General features: G+C 62.9%; 13 protein-coding genes. 2 read left to right on the top strand and 11 right to left on the bottom strand.

All coding sequences use genetic code 11. The annotated features are described in order from the left end of the window. Positions 1 to 4: 4 nt before the first annotated feature. From lptE to SB751_RS04750, 4 genes are all read right to left on the bottom strand, one after another. Complete coding sequence (gene lptE / locus SB751_RS04765) at positions 5 to 511, bottom strand: LPS assembly lipoprotein LptE (RefSeq protein WP_410747833.1); 507 nt, start codon at positions 509 to 511, stop codon at positions 5 to 7. Positions 512 to 540: 29 nt separating this feature from the next. Continuing rightward, positions 541 to 3,162: a leucine--tRNA ligase gene (gene leuS / locus SB751_RS04760; RefSeq protein ID WP_211944162.1), complete on the bottom strand. Its 2,622-nt coding sequence runs from the start codon at positions 3,160 to 3,162 to the stop codon at positions 541 to 543. 184 nt (positions 3,163 to 3,346) lie between these two features. Continuing rightward, positions 3,347 to 4,144: a 4-hydroxy-tetrahydrodipicolinate reductase gene (dapB, locus tag SB751_RS04755; RefSeq protein ID WP_144201416.1), complete on the bottom strand. Its 798-nt coding sequence runs from the start codon at positions 4,142 to 4,144 to the stop codon at positions 3,347 to 3,349. 94 nt (positions 4,145 to 4,238) lie between these two features. Continuing rightward, the gene (locus tag SB751_RS04750; protein ID WP_144201414.1) at positions 4,239 to 4,874 is read right to left on the bottom strand and encodes an outer membrane protein assembly factor BamE; all 636 of its coding nucleotides are present in this window, start codon (positions 4,872 to 4,874) and stop codon (positions 4,239 to 4,241) included. Positions 4,875 to 5,001: 127 nt separating this feature from the next. Between SB751_RS04750 and fur the strand changes: the two genes are divergently transcribed. Then, complete coding sequence (gene fur, locus SB751_RS04745) at positions 5,002 to 5,433, top strand: ferric iron uptake transcriptional regulator (RefSeq protein ID WP_092298769.1); 432 nt, start codon at positions 5,002 to 5,004, stop codon at positions 5,431 to 5,433. Between the two features lie 70 nt (positions 5,434 to 5,503). Here the strand turns inward: fur and SB751_RS04740 are convergent, their stop codons facing one another. The 5 genes from SB751_RS04740 to SB751_RS04720 all read right to left on the bottom strand — a co-directional run bounded on the left by SB751_RS04740 (position 5,504) and on the right by SB751_RS04720 (position 9,670). Further along, positions 5,504 to 5,836 carry a hypothetical protein gene (locus SB751_RS04740; RefSeq protein WP_186296950.1) on the bottom strand — a complete coding sequence of 111 codons (333 nt, stop codon included), beginning with the start codon at positions 5,834 to 5,836 and terminating at the stop codon, positions 5,504 to 5,506. Positions 5,837 to 6,435: 599 nt separating this feature from the next. Further along, positions 6,436 to 6,840: a hypothetical protein gene (locus SB751_RS04735; protein WP_211943643.1), complete on the bottom strand. Its 405-nt coding sequence runs from the start codon at positions 6,838 to 6,840 to the stop codon at positions 6,436 to 6,438. 582 nt (positions 6,841 to 7,422) lie between these two features. Then, positions 7,423 to 8,016: an N-acetylmuramoyl-L-alanine amidase gene (locus SB751_RS04730; protein ID WP_144201408.1), complete on the bottom strand. Its 594-nt coding sequence runs from the start codon at positions 8,014 to 8,016 to the stop codon at positions 7,423 to 7,425. A gap of 9 nt (positions 8,017 to 8,025) precedes the next feature. Beyond that, the gene (locus SB751_RS04725) at positions 8,026 to 8,508 is read right to left on the bottom strand and encodes an Hcp family type VI secretion system effector (protein ID WP_144201406.1); all 483 of its coding nucleotides are present in this window, start codon (positions 8,506 to 8,508) and stop codon (positions 8,026 to 8,028) included. A gap of 163 nt (positions 8,509 to 8,671) precedes the next feature. Beyond that, positions 8,672 to 9,670: a LysR family transcriptional regulator gene (locus SB751_RS04720; protein ID WP_211943644.1), complete on the bottom strand. Its 999-nt coding sequence runs from the start codon at positions 9,668 to 9,670 to the stop codon at positions 8,672 to 8,674. Positions 9,671 to 9,941: 271 nt separating this feature from the next. Between SB751_RS04720 and SB751_RS04715 the strand changes: the two genes are divergently transcribed. Next, a complete protein-coding gene (locus tag SB751_RS04715; RefSeq protein ID WP_144201402.1) occupies positions 9,942 to 10,553 on the top strand; it encodes a flavin reductase family protein in 612 nt (203 codons plus the stop codon). Between the two features lie 51 nt (positions 10,554 to 10,604). Here SB751_RS04715 and gap read toward each other — a convergent pair whose 3' ends face one another. Next, complete coding sequence (gene gap, locus SB751_RS04710; RefSeq protein ID WP_092298755.1) at positions 10,605 to 11,603, bottom strand: type I glyceraldehyde-3-phosphate dehydrogenase; 999 nt, start codon at positions 11,601 to 11,603, stop codon at positions 10,605 to 10,607. Positions 11,604 to 11,685: 82 nt separating this feature from the next. Continuing rightward, positions 11,686 to 13,722 (bottom strand): transketolase, encoded by a 2,037-nt coding sequence (gene tkt / locus SB751_RS04705; RefSeq protein WP_186296949.1) that lies wholly within the window; start codon positions 13,720 to 13,722, stop codon positions 11,686 to 11,688. Positions 13,723 to 13,818: the final 96 nt, after the last annotated feature.

Raw genomic sequence — 13,818 nt, 5'->3', positions numbered from 1 at the left:
GCCCTCAGATAGCCTTGACCGAGGCCAGGCGGCGCATCAGCTGCTGGACGATATCGCGCTGCATGTCGCGATAGAGCTGCTGCTCCTCGTAGTCCTTGGCCAGCGTGTTGGCTTCGTTGTAGGTCAGGTCGCGGGTCAGGACCAGTTGCGACGGCGGAATCAGTTCCTTGCCGGCCTGGTCGCGCAGGCGGAAGCTGAACCGCTGCGTCAGGCGGTATTCACGCACCACGCCCTCGGTCGTGATCGACAGGATCGACTTGGCGCGGGTGTCACCCAGCACATCGAGAATCGCGTCGGCTTCCTTCATATCGCCGACGATCTGCGTGTCCGAGCCATTGCGGATGTTGCGGCGCAGGTCCGACCCCATCAGCGAATTGGCCGGAAGCCCGATATAGAGCCGCTTGAACGCGAAGTCGGCGTTGCCGCGCATGCGAAAGCCGCAGCCGGCCAGCAAGCCGGCTGCCGCCATCGCGGCCAGCACCCTGCGACGTCCTGTGTTGATTCCGTCCATGCTTCGCAATTCCCTTGTTTCCGGGCGCCTCAGAGCACCACGTTGACGAGTCGGCCCGGCACGACCACGATCTTCTTCGGCGCGGCGCCGGCGGCGAACTTCGCCACGATCTCGCTCGCGGCGGCCGTGGCCTCGATGGCGGCGCGGTCGGCATCGGCCGGCACCGTCAGGCTGCCACGGACCTTGCCGTTCACCTGGAGCACCAGTTCGATCTCGCTACGCACCAGCGCGGCCTCATCCACCTGCGGCCAGGCAGCGTCCAGCAGGTCACCGCCCTGCTCGGCATAACCCAGTTCCTGCCACAGCGCGTGCGTGACGTGCGGCACCACCGGGTACAGCACACGCAGCAGGATGCCGAAGCCCTCGCGGCGCGCGGCCGGCGAGGCGCCCTTGGCGTCTTCCAGCGCGTTCAGCATCTTCATCGTGGCCGAGACCACGGTGTTGTACTGGATGCGCTGGTAATCGTAATTCGCTTGCTTCAGCACGCCGTGGAGGTCGCGGCGCAGCGCGGCGTCATCGGCCGTGAACGCCGTGCCGGCACCGTCGCGAATCGCCTGGGCGTTGGCATGGGCGAAGTTCCACACGCGGCGTAGGAAGCGCGACGCGCCCTCCACGCCCGAACCGCTCCACTCGAGCTGCTGCTCGGGCGGCGCGGCGAACATCACGAACAGGCGTGCCGTATCGGCGCCGTACTGGTCGATCAGCGCCTGCGGATCGATGCCGTTGTTCTTCGACTTCGACATCTTCTCCACGCCGCCGATCACCACCGGCTGGCCGTCCGCCTTCAGCGTGGCGCCCAGCGGGCGGCCGCGCTCGTCGGTCTGCACGTCCACCTCGGCCGGGTTGTACCAGTGCTTCTTGCCCGAGGCGTCCTCGCGGTAATAGGTCTCGTTGAGCACCATGCCCTGCGTGAGCAGGTTCGTGAACGGCTCGCTGAACTTGACCAGGCCCATGTCGCGCATGACCTTGGTCCAGAAGCGGGCGTACAGCAAATGCAGGATCGCGTGCTCGATGCCGCCGATGTACTGGTCCATCGGCATCCAGTAGTCGTTGCGGGCGTCGACCATCGTCGGGGCGTCCGGGCACGTGTAGCGCATGTAGTACCAGCACGAGTCGATGAACGTATCCATCGTGTCGGTCTCGCGGCGCGCGGGCTTGCCGCACGAGGGGCACGTGCAGTTCAGGAAGCGCGGATCCTTGTTCAGCGGGTTGCCGGTGCCGTCCGGCACGAGGTCTTCCGGCAGCACCACGGGCAGGTCCTGCTCGGGCACGGGCACCACGCCGCAGGCGTCGCAATGGATCAGCGGGATCGGCGTGCCCCAGTAGCGCTGGCGCGAGATACCCCAGTCGCGCAGGCGCCAGGTCACCTTCTTCTCGCCCAGGCCCTTGGCGGCGAGGTCGGCCGCGATGGCGTCCACGGCAGCCTGATAGCCCAGGCCATCGTACTTGCCGCTGTGAACCAGCGTGCCGGCTTCCTTGTCGCCGTACCATTCCTGCCACGCTTCGCTGGAGAACGGCTGGCCCTTTACATCCACCACCTGCCGGATCGGCAGCTGGTACTTGTTCGCGAACGCGAAATCGCGCTCGTCGTGCGCCGGCACGCCCATCACGGCGCCGTCGCCGTAGCTCATCAGCACGTAGTTGCCGACCCAGACGTCCACCGGCTCGCCGGTCAGCGGGTGCTCGACCTGCAGTCCGGTCGGCATGCCCTTCTTCTCCATGGTCGCCATGTCGGCTTCCATGACCGAACCGTGCTTGCATTCGTCGATGAACGCGGCCAGCGCCGGGTTGTTCGCCGCCGCCAGCGTGGCCAGCGGGTGCTCGGCGGCCACGGCGCAGAACGTCACGCCCATGATCGTGTCGGCGCGGGTCGTGAACACGTACAGCTTGCCGTCGTTGACGAGCATGCCGTCCGCGCCCGCGATCTTGTGCGGGAATGCAAAACGTACGCCGGTGCTCTTGCCGATCCAGTTCTGCTGCATGACCTTGACGCGCTCGGGCCAGCCCAGCGCATCCAGGTCACCGAGCAACTCGTCCGCATAATCGGTGATCCGCAGGTAATACATCGGAATTTCGCGCTTTTCCACCACCGCGCCCGAGCGCCAGCCGCGCCCGTCGATGACCTGCTCGTTGGCCAGCACGGTCTGGTCCACGGGGTCCCAGTTGACCGTACCGGTCTTGCGGTAGGCGATGCCCTTTTCCAGCATCTTCAGGAACAGCCACTGGTTCCAGCGGTAGTAATCCGGGCTGCACGTTGCCACCTCGCGCGACCAGTCGATCGCCAGGCCCATCGACTGCATCTGCTTCTTCATGTAAGCGATGTTGTCGTAGGTCCAGGCAGCAGGTGCCACGTGGTTGTTCAGTGCGGCGTTCTCGGCCGGCATGCCGAACGCGTCCCAGCCCATCGGCATCAGCACGTTGTGGCCGTTCATGCGCAGGTAGCGCGCCATCACGTCGTTGATCGTGTAGTTCCGCACGTGACCCATGTGCAGCTTGCCCGAGGGGTACGGCAGCATCGAGCAGGCGTAGAACTTCGACTTCTCCTTCCCGTCGGGGCCCACAGCGTGCTCGGTCACCTTGTAGGCTTCGGTGGCCTGCCAGTGCTGCCGGGCGGCTTGTTCAACGGCGGAAGGAAGATATTTGTCTTGCATGTTTGGTGCGACGGATCAGGGCGTCGGATCGGGGACGGCGTTCCGCGCGCGCACCTGGGGTGCCGGGCGGACCGATTTGCGAAAGAGCCGATTATAACCGTGGCGGACACCCGCCACGGACGGCGAAAAATCTGAAAATGGCCACGCGGCGGGCCATTTTCGGCAATGACTGGCGCGTGCCGGCTTACTTCAGGCCCAGCACGTCCTGCATGTCGAACAGGCCGGCCGACTTGTCGGCCAGGAAGCGCGCCGCGCGCACTGCGCCATCGGCGTACGACTGGCGGCTCGACGACTTGTGGCTGATCTCGATGCGCTCGCCAATACCAGCGAACATCACGGTGTGATCGCCGACGATGTCGCCGCCGCGCACGGTGGCAAAGCCGATGCTGTTGGCGTCGCGCGGGCCGGTATGGCCTTCGCGGGCGTAGACGGCGCAATCGTCCAGGCTGCGGCCCAGCGCGCCGGCAACCACCTCGCCCATGGCCAGCGCCGTGCCCGATGGAGCGTCCACCTTGTGGCGATGGTGGGCTTCGATGATCTCGATGTCATAGCCGGTCGAAAGTAGCTTTGCCGCCACTTCCAGCAGTTTGAAGGTGGCGTTCACCCCCACGCTCATGTTGGCGGCGAAGACGATGGCGATCGACTTGGCGGCATCGGCCAGCGCCTGCTTGCCGGCGGCGTCGAAACCCGTGGTGCCGATCACCATCTTCTTGCCGAGCCGTCGCGCCGCCGCCACGTGGGCCAGTGTGCCTTCGGGGCGCGTGAAGTCGATCAGGCAGTCGGCGGCGCCGAGCACGGCGTCCAGGTCGGACGAAATCGTCACACCGGTGGTACGGCCCAGGAACAGCCCGGCGTCCTGGCCCAGCGCGGCGGCGCCTGGCACGTCGAGCGCGCCGGTCAGCGTCACGCCATCGGTATTCAGCACGTGTTCAATGAGCATGCGGCCCATGCGGCCGGAAGCGCCTGCGATTGCGATATTCATGGTGATTGTGCGATGTCGGGGAAGAGGCGCCGCCTGGCCGGGGCGGCAAGGCGGCATGGCATCCAGGCGCGGCCCGCAACGGGCCCCGTGCCGGTCAGCTTGCCGGTTTGGCGGACGTGTCGGGCGCGGGCGTGGCGGGCGGGGTGCCCGGAGCCGGGGCGGCTTCGGGGGCCGGCGCGGCAGTCGGCGGCACGGGCGCGGCGCCATCGGCAGCGCCTGCCGGTGCGGCCGGTGCCGGCGTGGCCGGGGCGTCAGCCGGCGCGCTGCTCGAACTCGTCACAATCTTGCCCGGCGTCTGGTTGCGCTGCGCAGCCTTCATCCCGTCAATTTCGGCGATCAGTTCATATTCGGACGGCAATTCGTCGCCGCCAAACTTCACCAGCTTGTCGCCATCGAAGAACACGGTGTAACGGCGCTGCTGCACGACCGGCGTGCTGCCGCGGCGGAACGAGAACACGTAGTCCCAGCGATTGGCGTGGAAAACATCGGTCAGCAGCGGCGTACCGAGCAGGAAGCGGACCTGATCGCGCGTCATGCCTTCGCGCAATTGCGACGCTGCCTCGCGCGAGACGAAATTGCCCTGTACGATATTGATACGATACGGCGTGATGGCGTCGGCCACCTTGCGCGACGTGCTGTCATAGGCCGAGCAGGCGCCGGCCAGCACGGCGGCCGCCAGCAGGGAAGACACCAGCGGCAGGCGCATGGCGGTCGTACGGAATGAACGCATGGATCTCGCTTTCAGACGGGAAAGGATAGTGCCGGGTCCGGTACAGGCCGTGGCACCGGGGCGACTTTTGTCGCCAAAACCCTTATGATTCAACTATCCAGACATTGTACTCTAGGGAGTCACGCCTATGCCGAGTCCGGCGGACCTCAAAAACATCGGCCTGAAGGCGACCGTCCCCCGCCTCAAGATCCTCGAGATCTTCCAGACCAGTGAACAGCGCCACCTGAGCGCCGAAGACGTGTACCGCATCCTGCTCAACGAGCACATGGATATCGGTCTCGCCACGGTATATCGCGTCCTGACCCAATTCGAGCAGGCCGGTCTGCTGTCGCGCAACAACTTCGAATCGGGCAAGGCGATTTTCGAACTCAACGAAGGCAAGCACCACGATCACCTGGTGTGCCTCGATTGCGGCCGGGTCGAGGAATTCTTCGACTCCGACATCGAGCAACGCCAGCAAAGCATTGCGCGCGAGCGCGGCTTCGCACTGCAGGAACACGCATTGTCGCTGTACGGCAACTGCACCAAGAACGACTGTCCCCACAGACCCAAACGATAAGCCGCCGCGGGCCACGGCCCAGCGAGCAGGCAACGAAAACCGGCGCCGAGGTGCCGGTTTTTTTCATCGCTCACACGCCTTCATCATCGTACATACCGGCAAATGGGTCGTGCCATCCGTTGCTCGGGTAGAAGACGATCGTGCGTCCTTTTATACTCCACACAACCTCCGCCAGCCCGCTGGAGCTTACAGACCAAGCGGCGCTATTACCATCAGAGAACTCCACAGTGCCTGTTGCATAACAGGGCGAATAGAATTTTTTCGGTCGCCAATAATGGTCGACAGGGTACGCGCGGGAAAAATACCTGCGCAATTGCGCCATGGTTGGCCTGAAGCTCTCGCACACATGGCTCGTGTTATTGATTTCACTAAGACCTGTAGCGTCGATGACGATTTTTTTCACCGATCTGGCGTGTACGGGTAGTGCCATAAGACACGCTGCGAGACACACGACGATGGACGCCGCAGGTCTTACCATTTTGCAGACTCCGCTTCCGATTCCATTTTTCGCGCGACTACTGGATGCCGGTAGATCCCTCGTACATGCCTCGAAATGGATCGCGCCATCCATTTTTGGCGCGGTAAAGGACGACTTGTCCATTTAAGTTCCACGTCAATTCTGCGACACCGCTGGACGTCAGAATCCATTGCCCCGCATTCCCGTCGAAAAACTCCACTACGCCTTTCGCATGACACGGAGAATAGAACTTGTTGGTCGACCAAAAGCCATCAACAGGATAGGCGTATGTGAAGTATTCTCTAATCTGCAACGTAGTTGGCTTGAACGCTTTGCAAGCCTCCTTTGCGGTCCCTTCTATATCGCTCAGACCCACGCTTTCCACGACAACGGTCTTTACACCCCGGGTGTGAGCGTGCCCTGATTACGCACACAAGATGCATAGGACCACTGCCGCGCCTGTCAATCTTTCCATTTCGCCGACCTCGCTTCCGATGGCATATTAGTCGCCCTCGCTGCGCCCATGCCAGCGCCAGTTCTTTTGGTTAAATCGAATCATCGTACCCGTCCCTGAATGGGTCGGCCCAGCCGTTCGTCTTGTGGTAAAGGATCACGTCACCGGAATGACTCCATTGAAGGTATGCCACGCCACCGGAATTCAGGCGCCATTTACCACGATTTCCATCCGAGAATTCAACAGTTCCCTCCGCCCAGCAGGGAGACCAGATTTTCTTGGAATAATAAATAGCGTCGACGGGATAGGCTCGTGAGAAAAAGCGTTTGATTTGCGCTGCCGAGGGCCGGAATTTCCGGCACGGCTCGGCCATCTCTTCCAATCGACTCAAACCGACGGCTTCTATCGCGACGGCTTTTACCTCACGCGCATCTACCGTCGGCGAGCCCAGAACCAGCAACAAGGACGCGAGCGCAGAGCGCCAAGTCTTTACCATTTTGCCGTACTCGCTTCCGAGTCAGTTTTTCTAGAAAGCTCCGGGTGCCGGTACACCCGCCCATGGAGACGTTCACCGCGATGCCGCTGAGGTTCAAGAAAATGTCCTGCGCCATGCATTGCTCCCTGCCTTGGTTGCGGATTGCCACGCTCTCGTTGACCCCTCGCCTCCCTCCGAAACCGCGTTAGTCTTCTGGCCCTTCGTACATGCCTCGAAACGGATCGCTCCATCCATTTCTGGCGCGGTAAAGCACCACCCGCCCGTTTAGGTTCCATGTCAACTCGGCGATGCCACTGGACGTCAGGATCCACTGCCCCGCATTTCCGTCGGAAAACTCCACAGAGCCTTTGGCATGGCAGGGAGAATAGAATTTATTGGTCGACCAGAATCCGTCAACTGGGTAAGCTCTTGAGAAATACGTCCGGATCTGAGAAGCGGTTGGCTTAAATACTTTGCACGCCTCCTCGGCAACCCCCTTTATATCGCTCAGGGCCACGCTCTCCACGACAACCTTCTTAACATCTCTAGCGTAAGAATGCATTGCTGGCGCACTCAAAATACATAGTGCTAGCGCGGCGTTTCTCAGTCCTGCCATTTCGCCGACCTCGCTTCCGACGGTTTTTTGTAGGATATTTCGGGGTGTCTGTGAACTTCGCGCATCGACACCCCTAAGGTTTCGACCAGCTCCCTGACTAGCCAGCGTAACGATCCATTCTGTGCTTCATTGACTGTTTCATACCCTTCGACTTTACCGATTTCCCGGCCGACTATTTCAATCCCGATTGAATCGTTGTTGCCGGGATATCGCACCAGTGGCTCTTTCTTGTACTCATGTGCGGAAAGCTTCTTGATCCCCTTGATTTTCTGCGCATCCCGAAATTCGGCGGGCGCACACTTCCTGGTTTCCAGGCAGCGCGATTTAAGCCAACCAACATGGTTGGTGCGCTTATACACGGAAGCCGTCTGGTATATCGTCCCATCCTTGTCGATCAGGAAATGCGCCCCATGCGCTCCCGCGCTCTGATAATGCGCGAATGTACTGCCCGATGTGGAGGAGTTCGTTTGATGAACCACTATCCCGTTGACTTTGAGCATTGGGGTTCGCTCCAATCCAGGAAAGATCTTCACCTTGATCCGCTCAGCATCAACGATACCGGCCTTCGATACAAGCAACATGATTTATCCTCAAATCACCGCATTGGCCTTGACGTCATACCCCACCGCTACCGTGCCCGCACTGCCGCCACTCGCGTTCTGCACGACATACTCCTGCCGGAATCGCGAAAACGACAGCGCCACGCGCTCCCTCGGCACGCGCATGGTGTCGTAGTAGACGGGAGTCACTTGCGTGACCAGCACGTCCTCCATCGTCATCTTCAGATATTCGAGTGGTGATCCGCCCGCCTTTCTCATGACGAGGGTGGCGCTGGCGATGTGTTTGCCGGTGAGGCAATACTGGATGAGATTGGGCGAGGCCCGATCGGTATAGTGGTCAAACGTCAGATCCTCGACGGTGCACTTGCCGGCGCCGCCTCCGCTACCAGCGTGCAGGTTTGCCGGCTGCCTGACCGACCATGCCCATTCGAGGACTTCGATGTCACCGGAGTGCACCGCGTCGATGGACTCGCCCGCGATGCCGCTGAGGTTCAAGAAAATGTCCTGCGCCATTCTTTGCTCCCTGCGTTGGTTGCGAATGGCGACGCTAGCAGCGCTTCACCTGGCCGGATATGAGACGTGTCCGAAATTGACCGCGCTTTGCGATGGGACAATGAAAAACGACTCGGACGCACAGGGCGCCCGAGTCGTTTCAACTGCTTGCTGCAGCGTTCGATTACGGCTGCGGAATATCCTGATCCTGCTCTTCCACCACGCGCAGGCCGCGCGGGGTGACGGCCGGGAGGCCGACGAACTCGGCCACCACTTGCCGGAACAGGCCGCGCGCCCACACCAGCATCGGGTGGGTGTTGCGGCTGCGGTGCCAGAACATGTTCAGGCCCAGCATCGTGTTGAGTTCGGCCGGCAGCGGGAAGGCATTGAGGCCGTAGGTCTCGCAGGCCATGTCCTTGGTCAGCGCGTTGACCGTGAAGATCATGTCAGTCTGGGCTGCCAGTTCGGCCTGGGCGCGCCAGGAATGTACCGTCAGCGTGGCATTGCGCTTGAGGCCGCGCTGCTGCAGGGCGTAGTCGAGCGGAATCAGCGACGGAGCCGGACGGCCGGCGCCGCCCGAGTGCGCCATGAAGATATGGCTGCAATCGAGGTATTGCTCGAGCGTCAAATCGTTCTTGAGCAGCGGATGGTCCTTGCGCGCGCAAACCCAGAGGTTCAGCGACGTCACCATCTCCTCGACGATCTCCGGATGCCGGGTCGGGAATGGCGAAAATGCGAGGTCCAGCTCGTTGGCACGCATCGAAGCGACGTCCGATTCCCATGAATGGGATTCGACCAGCCGGATATGCAACTCCGGCGCCATCTGCTTGATGCGGAGGATAAAGCGATTGAAAACCGTGTCGCCCAGTTCGGCGGCAAAGCCGATATTCAGCGTGCCGGTGGCGATGGCCGGGTCGAAGTCGTCGACTTCGCCCTCATTGATGGACGACCAGAGATCCAGCATGTCGCGGATCTTGGGGCCCAGCTCCAGCGCGCGCGGCGTTGGCGTGAGGCCGTGCGGCACGCGGATGAAAAGAGGATCGTCGAAGATCTCGCGCAGACGACCCAGCGAATGCGAGACCGCAGGTGCGGTCATATGCATCTTTTCCGCCACGTAAGTGGCATTTCGCTTGCTCAGCAGCTCGGTGAAAATCACCAGCAGCTTGGTATCCACGTTCACCATGATCAGGCCCGGTTGTTATGCGCACGCTTAGATGGCCCCACCACTTTCACTGGCTGCACATCAGAGTTCAACGGATTCTTCCGAGTGTAAGAGAAAAAAACTACCGGGAAAAGCAAATTCATCATTTCTCGCACTACGAGGGCTCGGATTGCGCGGGATTTGACGGGATAGCGACAGATAATGTCAAAAGACGCCCCGGAAGCCTTTGCGCGGACGGCGTATAGTGAACGGACGCCCGCATCTTTCACTCAGAATCGTCCGATTTCGCCCCATGACGTCCCATCGCCTTCCCGTCGAACTCGCCAAAGCCTACCGGCTCCTCAACCACGGCCCGACTGTACTGGTGAGCGCCGCGCACGGCGGCCAGCGCAACATCATGGCGGCGGCCTGGGCCATGCCGCTGGACTTCGCGCCGCCGAAGGTGGCCGTAGTGCTCGACAAGGCCACGTGGACGCGGCAACTGCTGGAAGCCAGCGGTGAGTTTGCGCTGCACGTGCCCACGGTGAGCCAGGTGGACGTGACGCAGGCGCTCGGCTCAAGCTCCGGCCTGGCCATTTCCGAGCAGCAGGGCATCGACAAGTTCGCAGCCTACGGGCTGCAGACCTTCCAGGGCGATGTCGTTGGCGCGCCGTTGCTCGAGGGCTGTGCCGCGTGGCTGGAATGCCGGCTGCTGCCGGAACCGGCCATCCAGGCCGGCTATGACCTGTTCCTCGGCGAAGTGGTGGCCGCCCATGCCGATAGCCGTGTGTTCAGCGAGGGCCGCTGGCACTTTGCCGGCCACGATGCGCTGCGCACCATTCACCATGTGGCCGGCGGCCATTTCATTGTCGATGGCGACGGGGTCGACGCCCGGCCGCTGCCGCCACTCGCCTCGCAGCCATAAAAAAACGCGCCCGAAGGCGCGTTTTATCGTAATACGTCCAGTCTGCGACGATTACTTGGCCACCACACGTGCCATTTCCAGGCACTTGTTCGAATAGCCCCACTCGTTGTCGTACCAGCTCACGACCTTGATGAAGGTGCCGTCCAGCGCGATGCCGGCTTCGGCGTCGAAGATCGAGGTGCGCGCGTCGCCACGGAAGTCCGTCGCCACGACCTTGTCTTCGGTGTAGCCCAGCACGCCCTTCAGCGCGCCCTGGCTCTGGGCCTTCATTTCGGCACAGATTTCATCGTAAGTTGCCGACTTTTCGAGTTCGACGGTCAGGTCGACCACGGACACATCCGAGGTCGGCACGCGGAACGACATGCCGGTCAGCTTCTTGTTCAGCTGCGGAATCACCACGCCCACGGCCTTGGCGGCGCCGGTCGACGACGGGATGATGTTTTCCAGGATGCCGCGGCCACCGCGCCAGTCCTTGTTCGACGGGCCGTCGACGGTCTTCTGCGTCGCCGTGGCGGCGTGCACCGTGGTCATCAGGCCGCGCTTGATGCCCCACTTGTCGTTCAGCACCTTGGCCACCGGGGCCAGGCAGTTGGTCGTGCAACTGGCGTTCGAGATGATCGCCTCGCCCTTGTACGAGGCGTGGTTCACGCCATACACGAACATCGGGGTGTCATCCTTGGACGGGGCCGACATGATCACCTTCTTCGCGCCCGCGTCGATGTGCTTCTGCGCGCCTTCCTTGGTCAGGAAGATGCCGGTCGATTCGATGACCACGTCCGCGCCCACCTCGCCCCACTTCAACTCGGCCGGGTCCTTCACGGCGGTCAGGCGGATCTTCTTGCCGTTCACGACCAGCGTGTTGCCGTCCACGGCCACTTCGCCGTCAAAGCGGCCATGCACCGAGTCGTACTTGAGCATGTAGGCCAGGTAGTCGGGCTCGAGCAGGTCGTTGATGGCGACCACTTCAACGTCCTTGAAGTTGGCCACGGCGGCACGGAACACCATGCGCCCGATGCGGCCGAAGCCGTTGATGCCGATCTTGATGGTCATGTCTATCTCCTAGAGTGCGATCGATGAAAGCGGGGCCGGCGCCGCAACCGGCGCGTCGCACCGGCTGCCGCGCGGGCGGGAATTACTGGGCAAGCGTGGCGCGCACGGTATCGGCGACGTTTTCCACCGTGAAGCCGAAGTGCTTGAACAGCACGCCGGCCGGGGCGGATTCGCCGAAAGTGTCGATGCCGACCACGGCCTGGACCTGGTACTTCCACCAGAAATCGCTGACGCCGGCCTCCACCGCCACGCGCGGCACGCCGGCCGGCAGCACGCTGGCCTTGTAGGCAGCGTCCTGCTTGTCGAACACGGTCGTCGCGGGCACCGAGACCACGCGCACATGCACGCCATCGGCAGCCAGCTGCTCGGCGGCGCCCACCGCCAGGCCCACTTCGGAGCCCGTGGCGAGGATCACTGCGTCCGGACGCCTGGTGCGCGGGTTGGTGCCATCGCGCAGCACGTAGCCGCCGCGCGCAATATTGGCGCGCGTGGCGTCATCGCGGCGCTGGAACGGCAGGTTCTGGCGGCTGAAGATCAGGCAGCTCGGGCCGTTCTCGCGGCGGATCGCCTCGGCCCAGGCCACGGCGGTCTCGGTGGTGTCGGCGGTGCGCCAGACATCCATGTTCGGAATCAGGCGCAGGCTGGCCACGTGCTCGATCGACTGGTGCGTCGGGCCGTCTTCGCCCAGGCCGATGGAGTCGTGCGTGAACACGAACAGCGAGCGGATTTTCATCAGCGCGGCCATGCGCAGCGCGTTGCGGCTGTAGTCCGAGAAGGTCAGGAAGGTGGCGCCGTAGGGGATGTAGCCGCCATGCAGCGTGATGCCGTTCATGATGGCGCTCATGCCGAATTCACGCACACCGTAGTTGATGTGGTTGCCCCAGGCGTCCACGCGCACGGCCTGGCTGCCCGACCAGTTGGTCAGGTTCGAGCCGGTCAGGTCGGCCGAGCCGCCCAGGAACTCGGGCAACACCGGGCCGAAGGCCTCGATGGTGTTCTGGCTGGCCTTGCGCGTGGCGATCGTCTCGGCCTTTTCCTCGCACTTGGCGATGAAGGCGTCCACGGCGGCGTCGAACGCGCCCGGCAGCTCGCCGCGCATGCGGCGCGTGAATTCGCCGGCTTCATACGGATGCACTTCGGCGTACGACGCGAACAGCGCGTTCCAGGCGCGCTCCAGCGCGTTGCCGTTGGTCTTGGCGTCCCAGGCGGTGTAGGCGTCCTGCGGGAGTTCGAACGGGGCGTGGGTCCAGCCCAGCGCCTCGCGCGTGGCCAGCACTTCGGCGCCGCCCAGCGGGGCGCCGTGCACATCGTGGCCGCCTTGCTTGTTCGGGGCGCCCTTGCCGATGATCGTGCGGCAGCAGATCAGGGTCGGCTTGTCGCTGGCCTTGGCCTGCGCGATGGCGTTGTCCACAGCCACCACGTCATGGCCGTCCACGCCGCGGATCACGTTCCAGCCGTAGGCTTCGAAACGCTTCGGGGTGTCGTCGGCGAACCAGTGCACCACGTCGCCGTCGATCGAGATGCCGTTGTCATCCCACAGCGCGATCAGCTTGTTCAGCTTGAGCGTGCCGGCCAGCGAGCAGGCTTCGTGGCTGATGCCTTCCATCAGGCAGCCATCGCCCAGGAACACATAGGTGTGATGGTTGACGATGTCGTAGCCGGGGCGGTTGAATTCCTCGCCCAGCAGGCGCTCGGCCAGCGCCATGCCCACCGCGTTGGTGATGCCCTGGCCCAGCGGGCCGGTGGTGGTTTCCACGCCCGGCGTGATGCCGTACTCGGGGTGGCCGGCGGTCTTGCTGTGCAGCTGGCGGAAGTTGCGCAGTTCCTCGATCGGCAGGTCGTAGCCGGTCAGGTGCAGCAGCGCGTAGATCAGCATCGAACCGTGGCCGTTGGACAGCACGAAGCGGTCGCGGTCGGGCCAGTGCGGGTTCGTGGGGTTATGCTTCAGGTGCCGGCCCCAGAGCGCCACGGCGATATCCGCCATGCCCATCGGTGCACCGGGGTGACCGGAATTGGCTTGCTGGACGGCGTCCATGGCAAGCACGCGGATGGCGTCAGCCATCAATTTGGCGGGCTGCGAGGCGAAAGGGCTGGTGGCGGGATGGGCGAGGGCAGACATGCGGCGAGAACCTGAGCGCGGGAAAACCGCAATTTTAGCAGAAGCAGAGGGTATTTCCGGACGCCTGGGCACGGCCCGAAGGGGTCGTCAAAGCTG

Origin of the sequence: Cupriavidus sp. SIMBA_020 (assembly GCF_046535395.1) — a bacterium.
Taxonomy (GTDB): domain Bacteria; phylum Pseudomonadota; class Gammaproteobacteria; order Burkholderiales; family Burkholderiaceae; genus Cupriavidus; species Cupriavidus campinensis.
The sequence above is the reverse complement of the archived record's forward strand: the minus strand, read 5'-3'. Positions and strand labels throughout refer to the sequence as shown.

What these genes read in the sequence shown, in the direction of transcription:
- lptE (WP_410747833.1), bottom strand. Translation starts at nt 511, where the DNA reads ATGGACGGAATCAACACAGGACGTCGCAGGGTGCTGGCCGCGATGGCG.
- leuS (WP_211944162.1), bottom strand. Translation starts at nt 3,162, where the DNA reads ATGCAAGACAAATATCTTCCTTCCGCCGTTGAACAAGCCGCCCGGCAG.
- dapB (WP_144201416.1), bottom strand. Translation starts at nt 4,144, where the DNA reads ATGAATATCGCAATCGCAGGCGCTTCCGGCCGCATGGGCCGCATGCTC.
- SB751_RS04750 (WP_144201414.1), bottom strand. Translation starts at nt 4,874, where the DNA reads ATGCGTTCATTCCGTACGACCGCCATGCGCCTGCCGCTGGTGTCTTCC.
- fur (WP_092298769.1), top strand. Translation starts at nt 5,002, where the DNA reads ATGCCGAGTCCGGCGGACCTCAAAAACATCGGCCTGAAGGCGACCGTC.
- SB751_RS04735 (WP_211943643.1), bottom strand. Translation starts at nt 6,840, where the DNA reads ATGGTAAAGACTTGGCGCTCTGCGCTCGCGTCCTTGTTGCTGGTTCTG.
- SB751_RS04730 (WP_144201408.1), bottom strand. Translation starts at nt 8,016, where the DNA reads ATGTTGCTTGTATCGAAGGCCGGTATCGTTGATGCTGAGCGGATCAAG.
- SB751_RS04725 (WP_144201406.1), bottom strand. Translation starts at nt 8,508, where the DNA reads ATGGCGCAGGACATTTTCTTGAACCTCAGCGGCATCGCGGGCGAGTCC.
- SB751_RS04720 (WP_211943644.1), bottom strand. Translation starts at nt 9,670, where the DNA reads ATGGTGAACGTGGATACCAAGCTGCTGGTGATTTTCACCGAGCTGCTG.
- SB751_RS04715 (WP_144201402.1), top strand. Translation starts at nt 9,942, where the DNA reads ATGACGTCCCATCGCCTTCCCGTCGAACTCGCCAAAGCCTACCGGCTC.
- gap (WP_092298755.1), bottom strand. Translation starts at nt 11,603, where the DNA reads ATGACCATCAAGATCGGCATCAACGGCTTCGGCCGCATCGGGCGCATG.
- tkt (WP_186296949.1), bottom strand. Translation starts at nt 13,722, where the DNA reads ATGTCTGCCCTCGCCCATCCCGCCACCAGCCCTTTCGCCTCGCAGCCC.